A 17,303-nucleotide genomic window follows, 5' to 3' on the forward strand; every position below is an offset into this window, starting at 1 on the left:
TCAACACACCAAACCAAAGTTTTTTGACAATTTTGTAACAGGTTGATTCGCCTAGTGTTTTTGTCGGTCGATATTATCCACAGGGCACCTTTCGGGACGGATTCCTGAAAATTCCTTTATCAGTTGGTCAAAAAACCCTCGAAAAGCCGCTCCCTACCACCGAAAGATAACGAGAAAACAGCGGCTTGAGCGGATTTATGGTTAATGGAGGATTAACTGCTTTCCGCCACGAGCTTTAAATTTCCGTCACAAATCAACGGCGAACATTTCGGAACCTATCGCCGTCTTAAGTGTTGTCTTTCCCATTGAAGGAAGGAGACCGATATGGCTGCCAACACCGATGTTATCAGAGCATCTGTCAGCAAGGACATTGCCGCACTCCAGCAGGAAGTCTCGCGCCTGCAGAAGATGATTTCCGCTCAAGGCGCCGAAGCCTATTACGAAGTGCGCGGCCGCGCCGGCAAGGCTTACGACGAGGCCCTGCCCCGCGCTAAGAACGCCGTCGCCCAGATCAGAGCCGAAGGGGCAGCTGCTGCCGGCGCCGCCCGCGAACACCCGACCGCGGCAACCACTGCGCTGGTGCTTGCAGGCGCCATTGGATTCCTCGCCGGCTATCTGCTTTCCGGCAGCTCACAGCCGGAGCCTCGCCATTGGTGGCGCTAGGACCTGCCGTATCCATTGAAAAATCATATTTTTACGCACCCGCCGATCCGTTTTTCGGCAGGGTGCGTAAATGCTTATGTCTTAGAAAAACCAATTTTTAATGCGATTGATGGGAACATAAAAAACGACAGGGAGGACAACATGGAAAACAAGAGGGCCAATTGCATCATTGAAGTCAGCGTCGATGGCGTCAACGGCCGTTACGCGGTCGGCATCATGAATATGCGTCAGGCACTCGACCTGCCCGAAATGCCAAGTCTGTCATATACGCATCCGGACCCGGTCAAGGCCGCCGCCGGTATCGTTGTCAGCCGCAAGGAACTTGCCGGCTTTATGGCCTGCCGCTGAGCCAGCGCAACCCTGCCATGCCGTAACAGCGCTTCCACCAAAGCGCTGGCGTTTTCTAACGCGTCTCTTCTCCCCGCTTTTTCTTCGCCTTGCTGGCATCCTTGCTCCGTTCATGCCAAGAGAAGGCATCGAGGCAGCATAAGGACCGCAGATGAGGGAACGGCGCCCATCGCATAAGACCCGCGAGCGGACAAAGCCCGCCGCCGGCGGCGCAACCAAGCGGGTCACCCTCCCCCGCGCCCTTTCCAAACTTGGTTATTGCTCCCGAACCCAGGCCGAACGGCTGATCGCCGAAAGTCGCGTTGCCGTCGACGGCCGCACCATCAGCGATATCTCCGCCTGGGTCGACCTCGCGACGGCCAGGATCAGCGTCGACGGCCTCGTCATTGCCGCCGAAGCGAAAATCTACCTGATGCTCAACAAGCCCCGAGGGCTCGTCACCACCCGCGATGATCCCGAAGGCAGGCCGACGGTCTATGATTGCCTGAGGGATTTCGACATCCCGCATCTCTCTCCGGTCGGCCGGCTCGACAAGGCGAGCGAGGGGCTGCTGCTGTTCACCAATGACACGGAATTCGCCCAGATCCTGCTCGATCCGGTCACCCATGTGACGAAGACCTATCATGTCCAGATCGACCGGATCATGGACGATGAGGGCATTGCCGCCATGACATCGGGCATCCGCCACGACGGCGAATTGCTGACGGCAACCGCCGCGCGGCGCCTGCGCCAGGGCGACCGGAATTCATGGATCGAGGTCGAGCTCGACGAGGGCCGCAACCGCCAGATCCGCCGCATGCTGGAGGCGCTCGGGACCGAATGCCTTCGCCTCGTCCGCGTTGCGATCGGCGGGCTCGAGCTCGGCGAACTGCCGAAAGGCGCCGTGCGCGCGCTGACCGAAGCGGAATTGCAGTCGCTGCGGCGGAAAACCGGCATCGAGAAGGCGAGACGCAATTGACTGATGAAAGGGTGATGGCGCCGCACGACTTCTGGCAGGAGGTTCATCCGCCCGGCACCTTTGCCGTCGACGGCGAATTCGCCTCCTTCTACGTCGCCGTGCTGGAAGACGGCCGTCAGATGCGCCTGCCGATCCGCGTACTCGCGGACGGCGATCACGCCCTCGCCTCGCTGATCATCAACCAGGCGAGCTTCGCCGTGCTCGACACGCTCGCCGAAAGCCTCGCCGAAAAAATCAGGCCCATGCGCATCGATGTCGTCGCCGGCCTGCCGACGCTCGGCCTGACGCTCGCCGCCGCCGTTGCGCAGAAGCTCGGCCACAGCCGCTATGTTCCGCTCGGCACCTCGCGCAAATTCTGGTATCGCGACGAGCTCTCCGTCCCCCTGTCCTCGATCACCACACCGGCACAGCAGAAGCGCCTCTATATCGATCCGCGCATGCTGCCGCTGCTGGCAGGACGGCGCGTCGCCGTGATCGACGACGTCATTTCCAGCGGCGCCTCGATCGTCGCGGCTCTTGATCTGCTTGAGGCCTGCGGCATCGAACCAGTCGTCATCGGCGCGGCCATGCTGCAGTCAGAGCGCTGGCGCGAAAGCCTTGCTGCCGCCGGCCTGCAATGGATCGCACGCACCGTCGGCGTCTTTACAACGCCCATCTTGGAGCGGAACGCCGCGGGCCGGTGGCAGGCACCCGCCTTAGGCGAGACATGAGGATTGGTCAATCTTTGCCTGAGGCCACCTCTGTACAGCGCAGAGGAACGATTACAGTCTGCCCAATCGATGAAACACCGGATCCACGCATGACGTTCGAGCAAGCATCCCTGCTGATCCTTCTGCTGGCGATGCTCGTTCTCTTCTCTTTCGATCGCATCCGCATCGAGGTGATTTCGATCGCCGGCCTGCTCGCCGGCTATGCGCTGGGGCTTTATCCCGCCGACCACATTTTCACCGGCTTTGCCAGTCCCGTTGTCATCACCGTCGTCGAGATCCTGCTGATCGTCCAGGTGCTGGCGCGCGCCAGGCTCTTCGACAATCTCGCCGCCCGTTTCGCCGCCGCCAAGCCTTCCGGCTTCAAGGTCATCGCCGGCGCTTCCTCGCTTGCCGGCTTCATTTCCATCTTCATGAACAATATCGGCGCCTTTGCAATCAGCCTGCCGGTGACGCTGCGGCTCGGCATGGCGCTAACGATCCCCCGCCGCCAACTTGTCATGCCCCTCTCGTTTGCGGCGCTGCTCGGCGGCCTCGTCTCGCTGATCGGCACGCCGGCCAACCTGCTCGTCAGCGACGCGCTCGCCAAGGCGACCGGAGCAGGCTTTCACTTTTTCGATTTCGCCTATGTCGGCCTGCCGGTCGCAATCGCCGGCATTCTGCTCATCGCCTTTCGCATCCAGCGCCTCTTTCCTGAACCTGACGAAACGCCGGCAACGATCTCCCCAGGCACGCGCCGCATCGTCGTCGAGCGCCGCATTCCCGACATTTCGCCGCTGATCGGCATCCGGCTTTCCGATTGTCCGGCGGATTTCGGCATCAAACCGCACGCCCTGATCCGCGGCGACAATTTCGTCTTCGGCCCTCTTGATCAGTCGGTGATTTCAGCCGGTGACGTGCTGCTTGCCGAAGGCGCCGATGCGGTTTTTGCCGGGCTAGCCGCCACCCAGGCGCTGATCGCCGATTTCAATCCGCATGGCCTCCAGCCGGATTTCTCCCGTGTCGAAGCCGTCGTCATGCCGGAAAGCACGCTGGTCGGTTCGCGCGTCCGCTCGCTTGAAGTCTTCCAAAGCCGTGGCGTCGCGGTCACCGCTCTATCCATGCGCGCGCCGCGCATCGAGGGCCGTTTCATCGACCTGCAACTGTCGATCGGCGATATATTGACGCTGGAAGGGCCGCGAACGGCAATCGCCGAAGCGCTCGAAGAAAGCGAGTGCCTGCCGCTCGCCCCGACAGCCCCGGCCGAACCGGCCGTCCTCTCCTGGCGGCCCTTCGCGCTCTTTGCCTGCGGCGTCGCCGCCTCTGCGGCCGGCTTGCCTCCCGACATCGCCTTTGCCGGTGTCGTACTTGTGCTCGCCTTGCTCAATCACCTGAACATCCGGCAGGCGATGGCCGATCTCAACTGGCCGATCATTATCATGCTGGCAGCGATGATCCCGATCGGCCAGGCGGTGGCAAGCACCGGCGCGGCCGCAATCATCGCCGGCTGGCTGAGCCTCGTCGTGCCGGTCAGCCAGCCGCTCTCCGGCATCGCCCTCATCCTCTTCCTCGCCATGGCGCTGACGCCCTTCGTCAACAACGCGACGGTGGCGATCGTCCTGACCCCGATCGCACTGGAATTCGCAAAGGCCGGCAGCCACGCGCCGGGCGCCTATTTGATTGCCGTCGCCGCCGGCGCCTCACTGGATTTCCTGACGCCCTTCGGCCATCACAACAACACGCTGGCAATGGGCATCGGCGGCTACCGCTTCAGTGACTTCCTGCGCGCCGGCTGGCCGCTTGCCGTTACCAGCTATGGCCTCGCTTTGTTTCTCCTGGCTCTGTTCTGGCTGTGATGCGATACTTGGCATCTGACTTGACTTCCCCCGCGATGAAACTAGAGCAGGAAGCCTTCACCCAATTACAAGGACAGTCGAGCGCCGTGCGAATTCTCTCCGAAGCCCATTTCCCGGAACTGCCGAACTATTATCGCGGCAAGGTGCGCGAGAATTACGATCTTCCGGACGGACGCCGCATCATCATCAGCACCGACCGGCTGAGCGCTTTCGACCGCATCCTCACCTGCATTCCTTATAAGGGCCAGGTGCTGACGCAGACCGCGCGCTATTGGTTCGAGGCGACGAAGGACATCTGCCCGAACCATGTCCTCGACTATCCTGATGCGAATGTCGTGATCGGCAAGCGGCTCGACATCCTGCCGGTCGAAATCGTCGTGCGCGGTTATCTCGCCGGCACCACCGGCACATCGATCCTGACGCTCTATAAGAAGGGTGAACGCGAGATGTACGGCATGCGCCTGCCGGACGGCATGCGCGACAACCAGATCCTGCCGGAGCCGGTCATCACCCCGACCAGCAAGGAATTCGACGGCGGCCATGACGAGCCGCTGACGCCTGCCGAAATCGTCAGCCGCGGCCTTCTGACCAAGGAGCAGTGGGAAACCCTGTCGCGATATGCGCTCGCCCTTTTTGCCCGCGGCCAGGAGATGGCTGCCAAACGCGGGTTGATCCTCGTCGACACCAAATATGAATTCGGCACCGACGGCGACGGCAACATCATCCTCGCCGACGAGATCCATACGCCCGACAGCAGCCGCTACTGGCTTGCAGAAAGCTATCCGGCCAGTTTTGTCGCCGGAAAACGTCCGGAAAGTTTCGACAAGGATTTCGTCCGCGCCTGGGTGGCGGAACGCTGCGACCCATATAAGGATGAGATCCCCGAGATCCCCACCGAACTGATCGAACAGACCTCGGCCGTCTATATCAGGGCCTATGAGGCGATCACCGGCGAGCGCTTTGTTCCCGACGATAGCGGCGAGACACCGCTTGCCCGCATCCGGCAGAACCTCGCCCCCCACTTCTCCTGAGATGGCAGCGCGCGGAAGCCTCCGGCCAATCATCGGCTTGCGGCATTTCGTGCAATCGCGCTAACATCAGCCAAAAGGATCGGGCCCGGCCCGGCGGGGGACGGATGGTAAGAAGGCCGAGACGCAAGGCCGAGGAAACGCGGGAGGACATTCTCTCCATGGCGGAGATGCTGTTTCGTCAGCGTGGCTACCTGGCGGTGTCGATCGCCGATATCGCCGGCGCGCTGCACATGTCGCCCGCCAATGTCTTCAAGCATTTCCATACCAAAGTCGCGCTGGTCGATGCGATCGCCGGACGCCATCTCGACAATGCCACCGAGCGTTTCGCAGCCTTTGACCAGGACCTGCCCCCGAAGGAGCAATTGCTCCGCTTCGTCCTGCGCCTGCTGGAAGGCCATCTGCAGGACATCCAGAAAAATCCCTACATCTTCGAAATGGTGCTTTCGACGATCGAGGCCAAACTCGAGGCCGGCAACCGTTATCGCGCCCGAATCGAGTTGAAGCTGGACGAAATCATCCGAGAGGGCATCGCGGAGGGACGCTATCAGTGCCGCGATCCCGAGCGCGCGGCACGCACCGTCGCAGACCTCCTGGCCTGCGTGTTGCACCCGATCCTGATTGCCCGCGACGACAAGGAAACCCTCGTGCATCGTGCCGAGGACATCGTCGGCTTTGTCGATGCCGCACTGCAAAATAACGCTTGCTAAGTGATGATTGCTGACTTACGTCACTTCGTAAAGCTTTTGTTAAATTCGGATAATGGCATTTGCAGCCAGATCAATCCTGACGCTTCTATAAGCCTTCGCTCGGCTGGGCCGAGCCCGTGGATCGAACGGCCATTGCCACCGCACAGGGAATTCAGAATGATACGGCGTGCCCTTCTCATCTCCTCGGCGCTGGCGTTCGGTGCACTGCTCGCAGCCTGCAGCGACAACGCCAGCAAGCCCGCCGGCAACGCAGGCGCTGCCGCGGCCCAGCAGGCCTCGCCGGTTGGCGTGATCACGCTGAATAAGGGTAGTTTTCCGGTCACCACGATCCTGCCGGGCCGCGCCGAGACCTTCCAGACGGCCGATATCCGGCCGCAGGTGAGCGGCCTGATCCGCGAGATCGCCTTCAAGGAAGGCGGCGAGATCAAGAAGGGCGACCTTCTCTACCAGATCGAGGATGCGCCCTATATCGCCGCCGTCGAGCAGGCCAAAGCGGCAATCTCCAAGGCCGAGGCGAGTGTGCCGAGCGCTGAAAGCAATCTCGACCGCTACCAGCGCTTGGTCGGCAGCGGCGCCACCCAGATCGAATTCGAAACCGCCAAGACGACGCTGCTCCAGGCCAAGGCCGAAGTCGAGTCCGCAAAGGCCGCGCTGTCCGCTGCGCAGATCGACCTCGACCACACCAGGATCATCGCCCCCTTCGACGGCATCATCGACCAGACCGCCTATAATGTCGGCAACGTCGTCTCCGCCAATCAGACGACGGCGCTGACGACGATCCGCCAGCTTGATCCGATCTACATTTCGCTGACGGAATCGAGCACCAATCTCTTGAAGCTGCGCGATGCGATGGCCGCCGGCGACATCAAGGGTGCAGCCAATGTCGTCTTCCACCTGATCCTCGAAGACGGCAAGGAATACAACCAGCAGGGCAAGCTCGACATGTCGAAGCAGGTGGTCAGTGAGACCACGGGCACCTTCATCATCCGCGTGCTCTTTCCCAATCCCGACCGGGTCGTCCTGCCCGGCATGTATGTCCGGGCGACTGTCGAACTCGGCGCCGAGAACGGTTATGCGCTGCCGCAGCTGGCGACGAGCCGTGACGCCAACGGCCGGCTGACGGCGCAATTCGTTTCGGCCGAAGGCAAGGTCGAGACCCGTGCTTTCGAAAACAGCTCGCCCTCCAACAATTCCTGGCTCGTGACCGAAGGCATCAAGGACGGCGATCAGCTGATCGTCAGCGGCCTGCAATCGATCACATCAGGCATGCCGGTGAAGCCGGTCCCGATGAAGATCACCGACAACGGCGTGGTCGTGGCTGCCGAGCAGCCCGCGGCCGGTGACGCACAGAAGCCCGCAGCGAAGTAATCGCTTCGAGCCCCGACGCCACCGTCTCAGCCGCACAGGAACAACCGATGGCCAAGTTTTTCATCCGACGTCCGATTTTCGCCTGGGTCATTGCGATCACCATCATGCTCGCCGGTCTGCTGGCGATCTTCACGCTGTCGATCTCGCAATATCCCGACATCGCCCCGACGACTGTCCGCATCAACGCCACCTATCGGGGTGCGAGTGCCGAGACTGTCGAGAAATCGGTGACGACGATCATCGAGGACGGCATGACCGGCCTCGACGACCTGACCTACATGACTTCGACCTCATCGACAGGTTCGGCCAGCATCCAGCTGACCTTCGGGACGAGCGCCGACCCCGATATCGCTCAGGTGCAGGTGCAGAACAAGCTGCAGCTGGTTCAGTCGCAGCTTCCGAGCGACGTTATCGATGCCGGCATCAGCGTTACCCGCTCGACCTCGAGTATCCTTCTCGTCGGCTCGCTCGTTTCGACCGACGGCAAGCGCAACTCGGTCGACCTCGGCAACATCATGTCGACCTCGATCGAGGATCAGATCCAGCGCCTGGAAGGTGTGGGCAGCATCAACGTCTTCGGTTCGGGTTACGCCATGCGTGTCTGGCTCGATCCGTTCAAGCTGCTGAAATACCAATTGACGCCGAGCGACGTTACGTCGGCCATCCAGGCGCAGAACACCCAGGTCTCCGTTGGTTCGCTCGGCGCCCAGCCGGCGACCCCCGGCCAGCAGATCAACGTCACCATCACTGCCCAAAGCCAGCTGACCACCGTCGCCGATTTCGAGCACATCATCCTCAAGGTCGAAAAGGACGGCGCGACGGTACGCCTGAGCGACGTCTCGCGCATCGAAATCGGCCAGGAAAGCTACGGCGGCGGCTCGCGGTATAACGGCCAGCCGTCGACCGGTTTTGCCGTCAACCTGGCGATTGGCGCCAACGCAATCGATACCGCCGCCCGCGTCCGCTCGGCTCTCGAGGTCATCGGCCGCGGCCTGCCGGCGGGCGTGGAGATTACCTATCCCTACGACACGACGCCCTTCGTGGAACTGTCGATCGAGAAGGTCGTGCACACGCTGATCGAAGCAATTGTGCTCGTCTTCGTCGTGCTGCTTATCTTCCTGCAGAACCTGCGAGCAACGCTGATCCCGACGATTGCCGTTCCCGTCGTGCTGCTCGGCACCTTCGGGGTGCTGGCGGTCACCGGCTACTCGATCAACACCTTGACGATGTTTGCCATGGTGCTGGCGATCGGCCTTCTCGTCGACGACGCCATCGTCGTCGTCGAAAACGTCGAACGCATCATGTCGGAAGAGAAGCTTTCGCCGCTGGAGGCGACGGAAAAATCGATGGGCGAGATCACCGGCGCCATTGTCGGCATCGCGCTCGTGCTGACCGCCGTCTTCATTCCGATGGCCTTCTTCGGCGGCTCCACAGGCATCATTTACCGCCAGTTTTCGATCACCATTGTCTCGGCCATGCTGCTGTCGGCCCTCGTCGCCCTCGTGCTGACGCCTGCCCTTTGCGCCACGATGCTGAAACCGGTCGGCGAACACAGGAAGCACCGTGTCGGCGACTGGTTCAACCGCAACTTCACGCGCTCGACCAATGGCTATATCGGCGCCATCGGCTATCTGCTGAAACGGCCGATCCGCGTCATGCTGGTTTTCCTGCTCGTCGGCGCCGGCTGCGCCTATCTCTTCACCCGCCTGCCGAGTTCCTTCCTGCCGCAGGAAGACCAGGGCGTGCTGCTGACCATCGTCACCACGCCGCCGGGCTCGACCACCCAGCAGACCCAGGCAGTGGTCGAGAAGGTCGAGAAATACTATCGTGAAAACGAAAAGGACGCGGTCGAATCCGTGTTCGGCGCGCTCGGCTTCGGCTTCAACGGATCCGGCCAGAACAGCGCCATCGTCTTCACCAAGCTCAAGGATTTCTCCAAGCGCACCGATCCGACTCTGAGCGCCCAATCGGTCGTCAACCGCGCGTTGCGCAACTTCTTTGCCATCCGCGAGGCGCAGGTCTTCGCGCTCCTGCCCCCGGCGATCCAGGGTCTCGGCGTATCGAGCGGCTTCTCCATGTATCTCGTCGATACTGGCGGCCACGGCAATGACGCCCTGACGGCCGCCTCCAAGCGGCTGATCCAGATGGGCAACACCTCGGGCAAGATCGTGGCGCTGCGCAGCAGCAGCAAGGAGGTCGAGCCGCAGATGCGCATCGTCCTCGATCAGGAAAAGATCGGCGCCATGGGTGTCGACATCGCCTCGGTCAATTCGATGCTATCGATCATCTTCACCGGCCGCGACGTCAACGACTTCACACTGAACGGCGAGATCAAGCCGGTCTACGTCGAGGGCGATGCGCCCTTCCGCATGCAGCCGGATGATCTCAACCATTGGTACGCCCGCAACACCGCCGGTGAAATGGTGCCCTTCTCCGCCTTTACCAAGACGGAGTGGGTGAAAGGCGCGCCATCGCTTGCCCGCTTCAACGCCGTCAGCGCCATTCCGCTCGATGGCGCTTCCGCACCCGGTGTCTCCTCCGGCGATGCGATGAACGAAATGGAAGCGCTGACCGAACAGCTCGGCGGCGGTTATACGGTCGCCTGGCAGGGCATTTCCTATCAGGAGCGCCTTTCCGGTTCGCAGGCTCCGATGCTTTATGCGATCTCCGTTCTGGTCGTCTTCCTTTGCCTGGCGGCGCTTTACGAAAGCTGGTCGATCCCCTTCTCGGTGATCATGGCGGTGCCCGTCGGCATTCTTGGGGCGCTGACGGCAGCGACCTTGTTCGGTCAGGCAAACGACGTCTATTTCAAGGTCGGCCTGCTCACGACCATCGGGCTGGCGGCAAAGAACGCGATTCTGATCGTCGAGTTTGCCAAGGACCGCATGGAAAGCGGCATGGGCCTTTATGAGGCGACATTGGAGGCGGCGAGATTGCGCCTGCGGCCGATCATCATGACCTCGCTGGCCTTCATTCTCGGCGTCGTGCCGCTGGCGATCGCGACAGGCGCGGGTTCGGCGGCACAGAACGCCATCGGCATCGGCGTTCTCGGCGGCATGCTGGCGGCAACGATGCTCGGAATCTTTTTCGTACCGTCGTTCTTCGTCGTCATTCGACGCATCTTTGCCACACGCGGCAAAAATGCGGCAGGAGTGTGATATAAATGCACTGTGATAATGCTGTTTCGATTGCTACATTGCGCCCGACTGCTTCGGAATGGTGTTTTGGGTAAACGAGGCGCGGCGGCCGATAGTGAAGCATGAAGCTTCGGACAAGAATTGACTTGCTCGAGTACAGGATGAAATGAATGGTATCTCTTCGTTTTGCCGCCACACCGGCATTGCTGTTATTATTGTCGGGCTGCGTTGTTGGCCCGGATCATGTTCCTCCTGAGATGCCGCTGCCCGCCAAATTCGGAGAGGGCGGAACGAAGAGTGTAGGCGATGTTGCTACCGCCGCCTGGTGGACCGCCTTCAACGACCCCAAACTGAATGGCTATGTCAAAGCCGGCCTCGATCAGAACCTGACTGTCCAGCAGGCGATCGAGCGCATCAATGCGGCCTCCGCCAACGTCACCACCGCCGGCGCCGGCGCCCTGCCGAACCTGACGGTCGGCGGCTCACACACGGTCAGCGGCCAGAGAGGCGAGCTGCGCACGCAGTTCGACACGCGCAACACCAGTGCCGGCGAAGTCCAGCTGAGCTGGCTGCTCGATCTCTTCGGCCTCTATAAGCGCAGCACCGAGAGCGCGCTTGCTTCGCTCGATTCCGCCTACGCCTCCGCCGATGTCGCCAAGCTGACCCTGGTGCAGGATCTGGTCTCGAGCTATATCGACGTTCGCTACTATCAGCAGCGCCTGGCGCTTTCGAGGGCCAACCTGAAGTCGCGTCAGGAAACCTACGAGCTTACCAAATTCCAGCTTGAAGCCGGCGCCGCCTCGCGTCTTGACGTCGTCCAGGCCGAAGGCCTTGTACAATCGACGCTCGCCGAAATTCCCGGCCTCGAAACCAACATCCGCATATCGGCCCATCACATTGCCACCTTGCTCGGCCTGCCGGCCTCGGCCCTCGTCGACGAATTGCTGAAGGGTCATGGACAGCCCGTATTCCGCGGCGGCATCAACTCCGGCATCCCGGCAGACCTGATCCGCAACCGCCCCGACGTTCGCGTCGCGGAGCGCGATCTCGCCGCCGCAACGGCTAATATCGGTGTTGCCCAGGCGCAGCTTTATCCGAGCATCTCGCTCAGCGGTTCGATCTCGCCGTCCTACATCAACCAGCGCGGCATCCACGGCGGCCTGACGCCTTGGTCCTTCGGTCCGACCCTCAACCTGCCGATCTTCGATGGCGGCCGCCTGCGCGCCAACGTCAAGTCTGCACAGTCCGACGCCGCAACCGCCTACCTCAACTGGAAATCGACGGTGCTGACCTCCGTCGAGCAGGTTGAGAACGCGCTCGCCGCCGTTCGGCGTGACGCCCGCACGGTCTCTGCACTCCAGGCGCAGGTGAAGACCACGCAGGAAACCCTCGAACTGTCGACTGCATCTTACAAGGACGGCGCCTCTTCGTTGCTCGACGTTCTCGACGCCCAGCGCCAGGTTTCGCTCGCCCAGGCAAGCCTTGCCCAGGCAGTTCAGCAGATGGCCAAGGACTATGTCTCCCTCAACATCGCGGTCGGCGGCGGTTATGCCCCCGGCGGCAAGACGACCGTGGCCAACACCACTGTCGCGGTGAAGCCGGCCAAGACCTGATCGGCTGCCTTGTGCCGTCTGGACATACAGAGCCCCGCGATCGTCTCGCGGGGCTTTTTCATGTCGGCCGAGTTTGTATCGCGGATAATGCGCGATAAGATGAATTGGGAATCGACAAGCGAAAAGAGCTGAGGTAAAGCTCTGATTAAACGATTAATCAGAGCGCCGTCGATCATGGCTTCATCGCGTTCGGGACCGAACCTCAGCAGGATAGCGACGTCGCTCGGCGTCTCCGTCGCCACCGTCTCCAATGCACTATCAGGCAAGGGCCGCGTCTCCGGACAACTGGTCGAAAGGATTCGCGAGCATGCCGCCGAGCTCGGTTACGTCCCGAGCCAGGCCGGGCGGGCACTCAGGACCGGCCGCAGCGGCGTTCTCGGCCTGGTCCTGCCCGACATCGCCAATCCGCTGTTCCCGAAGATCGCCCAGGCGATCGAATTCGCCGCCTCTGCCGCCGGTTACGGTGTGCTGATCGCCGATTCCCGCGGCGATGTCGCCGCCCAGACCGAGGCGATCAATCGGCTGGTCGAGCGCGGCGTCGACGGCATGGTCGTCATTCCCCGCCGCGCCACCCGCATCTCTTCGGCCGCCTGTCCCATAGCCGTCATCGATACCCCATCGACATCAGGCAACACCGTTGCCGCCGACCATTGGCAGGGTGGCTGCGAGATCGCCGGCCATCTCGCCGGCCTTGGCCATCGCCGCATCCTCATCATCGGCAACAATCAGGAATCCAGCGTCCAGAACGACCGCGCCGATGGCATCCGCTCCGGCATGCGTTCGGACATGCATGCGGAAACGCTGTGGATCGACAGGCTAGAGCGGGATAGCGGCAACGGCTGCCCGCTCGGTCTCGCCGAAAAAGTCAGGCAGGGTTTCACCGCCTTCGCAGCCCTCTCCGACCTGCAGGCGCTGCGGGCGCTGACGGAGTTGCAGCAGGCCGGCATCAACATTCCCGCCGATGTCAGCGTCACCGGCTTCGACGATCTCATCTGGTCGCCGGTCGTCACACCGTCGCTGACGACTGTTCGTATGGACATGGACGCTATTGCCGGGATTGCCGTGTCGGCACTGGTGGATACCATAAGAGCGAGCAGCATCCGGCAGGGCATGCTCGTGACCGCCGAGATCGACCGTGTCCCCATGCAATTGATCGTCCGCCAATCATCCGGGCCTTGCGGACCCGGCACCAAAAACCTCAGAGATGGAGAACATGTAAGATGAAAAAAGCGCTCATTGCCTCGGCAGCACTCGCCGCCCTGTCTCCGCTCGGAGCAACAGCAGCGGACCGCACATTGACCATTTCGGTCTATGCTTTTGCCCAGGACGATTTCAAGACGCTGGTCTACGATCCCTTCGAAGCCAAATGCGGTTGCAATCTGGTGGTCGAGACCGGCAACAGCGTCGAACGCCTGGCCAAGATGGAAGCGAACAAGGCCAATCCCGTCATAGATCTCGCCGCCGTTTCCATGGCCGATGCGCTGGCCGCCTCCCGTGCCGGCCTGATCGACAAAGTCGACACCGCTAAGCTCGCCAATTTCACCAAGCTCTACGACGTCGCCAAGGATCCGAACGGCGACGGCATGAGCGTCGGCTACACCTTCTACGCCACCTCGATCGCCTATCGCTCCGACAAGATGAAGATCGACTCCTGGGCCGATCTCCTGAAGCCGGAGTATGTCGGCCACGTCGCCTTTCCGAACGTGACGACCAACCAGGGGCCGCCGGCGCTCTATATGCTGGGCCAGGCGCTCGGCAAGGACACGCCGGATCTGAAGGGGCCGATCGAGGCGCTGGGCGAGAAGAAGGACGACATCGTCACCTTCTACGAAAAATCCTCGCAGCTCGTGCAACTGATGCAGCAGGAGGAAATCTGGGCCGCACCGATCGGCCGTTTCTCCTGGGCTGGTTTTACCAAGCTCGATGTTCCGGTCGCCTGGGCGACACCGAAAGAGGGTCAGACCGGCGGCATGAATGTGCTGGTGCTGACCAAGGGTTCGAAGAACCAGGATCTCGCCCTGCAGTTCATGGATTTCTGGCTCTCGACCGACATCCAGACCAGACTCGCCGAAAAGCTGGTCGACAGCCCGGCCAACAGCGAGGTCAAGCTTTCCGAAGCCGCCGCCAACAACCTCACCTATGGCGAGCAAACCGCCAAGAGCCTTAAGCTGATCCCTTCGGCCGTCGCCCTCGACAACCGCGCCGGCTGGCTGAAGAGCTGGAACGAAAAGGTCGGCCAGTAAGGTCTGCCTGAGAAACGGTCCCGGCGCCGCTGCCGGGACCATCCTCTGTCCGCTCGAAAGGCGCCTCATGTTCCAGAACCGCGCAGAAGCCCTGGCGCTTGCCTTGCCGGCAGCCGTCTTTGCGACCCTGGTCTTCCTGCTGCCCGTCGCGATCCTGCTGTCGGAAGGCTTCCGTGCCGGCGGCGGCTGGACACTGTCGGCCTATGCCGGTTTCTTCTCCGAGACGCTGAACCGCACCGTGTTCCTGCGCAGCTTCCGGCTCGGCCTCGAAGTCACCGCCGTCTCGGCGGTCATCGGTTATGCCGCGGCCTTCGCCATCGTCAACCTGCCGCCGAATGGCAAGGGCCGCATGATTGGCCTCGTCACCCTGCCGCTGATGATCTCTCCGGTGGCGCGCACCTATGCCTGGATCGTCATCCTCGGCCGCACCGGTATCGTCAATCAGGCGATAACGGGCCTCGGTCTCAGCGCCGAGCCGCTGCGGCTGCTGTTCACCGAAACCGCCGTCTTCATCGGTCTCCTGCAGCTCTTTCTGCCGCTGATGATACTTTCCTTGATCAGTGCGCTCGAAAACATGCCGAAGGATGCCATTCCCGCTGCCCGCGTGCTTGGCGCCAACTGGTTCCAGGTCTTCTGGAAGGTCATCCTGCCGCTGACCAGGGAAGGCCTCGTCGTCGGCGGCACGCTTGTCTTCACCGGATCGCTGACCGCCTATATCACTCCTGCCGTGCTCGGCGGCTCGAAGGTGCTGATGCTGGAAACGCTGCTGTATCAGCAGGTCTCCGTTGCCAATGATTTCGTCTCGGCAAGCGTCATCGCCTTCATCCTGATCGTCATGAGCTTTGCCGCCAACATCCTGCTGAAACGCCTCGCGACGGCGAGGAACCGCCGATGACACTGCGCCTGTTTTCGCCCGTCGTGCTTTTCCTGCTGCTGGTCTTTCTGATCGGCCCCTTCCTGATCATCATCGCCGCTTCGCTCTCGGCAGGCGATACGCTGGCCTTCCCGCCGCAGGGACTGTCGCTGCGCTGGGTCATGAAGGTGTTCACCGTCGAGAGTTTCCGCGACAGCTTCGCCATGTCGATGTTCCTTGCCGTCTTCGGAACGCTGACAGCCCTCCTCCTCGGCATCCCGGCCGCCTATGCCCTGTCGCGCTACCGGCTGCCGGCGGCCGAAACCGTCCGCACCGTCGTGTCGCTGCCGATCATCGTCCCCGGCATCATCGTCGGCCTGGCGCTGCTGCGTTATCTCGTCGTGCCCTTCGGCTTCAACATCACGCTCGCGCTGTTCTTTGCCCATACCGCCCTGGTGCTGCCCTATGCCGTGCGCGTCGTCTCGGCGAGCCTCGACAATCTGCGTTCGGATATCGAGGAGGCCGCCGTGCTGCTCGGCTCCTCCAGGCTCGGTGCCTTCTTCCGCGTGGTGATGCCGAATATCCGCGGCGGCATTCTGGCCGCCTTCATCCTCGGCTTCGTCACCAGCTTCAATCAGGTGCCAGTCTCGCTCTTCCTCTCCGGCCCCGGCGTCCGGACGCTGCCGATCGACATGCTGGGCTACATGGAAACCACCTACGATCCGTCCATTGCGGCGCTCTCAGCCCTTCTCGCCTTTCTTTCGATCGGCATCGTCTTCCTCGCCGAACGCTTCCTGGGATTCTCGCGTTATGTCTGATGCCTATCTTCAACTCGACAAGCTGACGCTTGCCTATGGCGACACGGTTGCGGTCGGAGATCTCGACCTTACGATCGGCAAAGGTGAGCTCGTCGCCCTTCTCGGTCCCTCCGGCTGCGGCAAGACGACGACGATGCGCGCCATCGCCGGCCTGCTGACGCCCGCCTCCGGCCGCATCCGTCTCGACGGCGCCGATATCACCCGCGTTTCCGCCAACAAACGCGCGGTCGGCCTCGTCTTCCAATCCTATGCGCTTTTCCCGCATCTGACGGTCTACGAAAACGTCGCCTTCGGCCTGCGTCTCAAGGGCATGTCGGGCGCCGATCTCGACACCCGCGTCGGCGGCGGCCTGAAATCGGTCGGCCTCTCAGCCTTCGCCGGCCGCAAACCCGCCGAGCTCTCCGGCGGCCAGCAGCAGCGCGTGGCCCTCGCCCGCTCGATGGTGATGGAGCCGAAAGTGCTGCTGCTCGACGAGCCGCTCTCCAATCTCGACGCCCGGCTTCGTCTCGAAATGCGCGCCGAATTGCAGCGCGTCCAGAAAGAGACCGGCGTCACCATGATCTTCGTCACCCACGATCAGACGGAGGCTCTGGCGCTCGCCGACCGCATCGTCGTGATGCTGAATGGCGGCATCGAGCAGATCGGCACACCTGAAGAGATCTATAACAATCCCGCCTCCGCCTTCGTCGCCGATTTCGTCGGCTTCGAGAATGTCTTCGCGCTGAAAGACGATAAGCTTGCGACGCCGAACGGGCCTGTCGCGCTTTCCGCTCCGGCCCCGGAAGCCACGGCCGGCCTCGCCTGGCGTCCGCGCATGGTGAACCTTGGGTCCGGTCCGTTTCAGGGTACGGTGCGCGGCACCTCTTTCGCCGGCAACACCCGCGAATATCTTCTTGATACGCCGCTTGGGCCCATCAAGGCCGAGATTGATGCACGCCTGCCGCCGCACGAGATCGGCAGCGCGCTCGCCTTCGACCTGCCGGTTGTCGGCGCGGCCAATCTCAAACGGTTCGGGTGAAATC

14 protein-coding genes and 1 pseudogene are annotated in these 17,303 nt (G+C 62.0%); all 15 read left to right on the forward strand.

The features are described 5' to 3' along the window. Positions 1-324 precede the first annotated feature (324 nt). A complete protein-coding gene (locus tag CO657_RS16170; RefSeq protein WP_054184847.1) occupies positions 325-663 on the forward strand; it encodes a hypothetical protein in 339 nt (112 codons plus the stop codon). 141 nt (positions 664-804) lie between these two features. Beyond that, entirely contained in the window at positions 805-1,011 is a 207-nt protein-coding gene (locus CO657_RS16175) for a hypothetical protein (protein ID WP_003590425.1), read from the forward strand. Positions 1,012-1,162: 151 nt separating this feature from the next. Next, positions 1,163-1,969 carry a pseudouridine synthase gene (locus tag CO657_RS16180; RefSeq protein WP_054184848.1) on the forward strand — a complete coding sequence of 269 codons (807 nt, stop codon included), beginning with the start codon at positions 1,163-1,165 and terminating at the stop codon, positions 1,967-1,969. A gap of 14 nt (positions 1,970-1,983) precedes the next feature. Continuing rightward, a complete protein-coding gene (locus CO657_RS16185) occupies positions 1,984-2,679 on the forward strand; it encodes a phosphoribosyltransferase (RefSeq protein WP_054184849.1) in 696 nt (231 codons plus the stop codon). An 89-nt stretch (positions 2,680-2,768) separates the two neighbouring features. Next, complete coding sequence (locus tag CO657_RS16190; protein WP_054184850.1) at positions 2,769-4,511, forward strand: SLC13 family permease; 1,743 nt, start codon at positions 2,769-2,771, stop codon at positions 4,509-4,511. A gap of 86 nt (positions 4,512-4,597) precedes the next feature. Continuing rightward, positions 4,598-5,542 carry a phosphoribosylaminoimidazolesuccinocarboxamide synthase gene (locus CO657_RS16195; RefSeq protein ID WP_054184851.1) on the forward strand — a complete coding sequence of 315 codons (945 nt, stop codon included), beginning with the start codon at positions 4,598-4,600 and terminating at the stop codon, positions 5,540-5,542. Positions 5,543-5,646: 104 nt separating this feature from the next. Beyond that, the gene (locus CO657_RS16200; protein ID WP_012558798.1) at positions 5,647-6,249 is read left to right on the forward strand and encodes a TetR/AcrR family transcriptional regulator; all 603 of its coding nucleotides are present in this window, start codon (positions 5,647-5,649) and stop codon (positions 6,247-6,249) included. A gap of 156 nt (positions 6,250-6,405) precedes the next feature. Continuing rightward, positions 6,406-7,617, forward strand: coding sequence for an efflux RND transporter periplasmic adaptor subunit (locus CO657_RS16205; RefSeq protein WP_012558799.1), 1,212 nt, complete (start codon positions 6,406-6,408; stop codon positions 7,615-7,617). 47 nt (positions 7,618-7,664) lie between these two features. Beyond that, a complete protein-coding gene (locus tag CO657_RS16210) occupies positions 7,665-10,775 on the forward strand; it encodes an efflux RND transporter permease subunit (protein ID WP_012558800.1) in 3,111 nt (1,036 codons plus the stop codon). A 149-nt stretch (positions 10,776-10,924) separates the two neighbouring features. After that, positions 10,925-12,367 carry an efflux transporter outer membrane subunit gene (locus CO657_RS16215; RefSeq protein ID WP_012558801.1) on the forward strand — a complete coding sequence of 481 codons (1,443 nt, stop codon included), beginning with the start codon at positions 10,925-10,927 and terminating at the stop codon, positions 12,365-12,367. 174 nt (positions 12,368-12,541) lie between these two features. After that, positions 12,542-13,586, forward strand: a pseudogene (locus tag CO657_RS16220) (LacI family DNA-binding transcriptional regulator). 1 nt (position 13,587) lies between these two features. Beyond that, positions 13,588-14,610, forward strand: a complete 1,023-nt coding sequence (locus CO657_RS16225) for an ABC transporter substrate-binding protein (RefSeq protein WP_054184853.1) — start codon at positions 13,588-13,590, stop codon at positions 14,608-14,610. 67 nt (positions 14,611-14,677) lie between these two features. Next, positions 14,678-15,505, forward strand: a complete 828-nt coding sequence (locus CO657_RS16230; protein WP_054184854.1) for an ABC transporter permease — start codon at positions 14,678-14,680, stop codon at positions 15,503-15,505. Then, complete coding sequence (locus tag CO657_RS16235) at positions 15,502-16,281, forward strand: ABC transporter permease (RefSeq protein WP_054184855.1); 780 nt, start codon at positions 15,502-15,504, stop codon at positions 16,279-16,281. Before CO657_RS16230 ends, CO657_RS16235 begins: the two co-directional genes overlap by 4 nt. Further along, on the forward strand, positions 16,274-17,299 hold the full coding sequence (locus tag CO657_RS16240) for an ABC transporter ATP-binding protein (RefSeq protein ID WP_054184856.1): 1,026 nt from the start codon (positions 16,274-16,276) through the stop codon (positions 17,297-17,299). Before CO657_RS16235 ends, CO657_RS16240 begins: the two co-directional genes overlap by 8 nt. Positions 17,300-17,303 lie beyond the last annotated feature (4 nt).

This window comes from Rhizobium acidisoli (genome assembly GCF_002531755.2).
GTDB lineage: Bacteria > Pseudomonadota > Alphaproteobacteria > Rhizobiales > Rhizobiaceae > Rhizobium > Rhizobium acidisoli.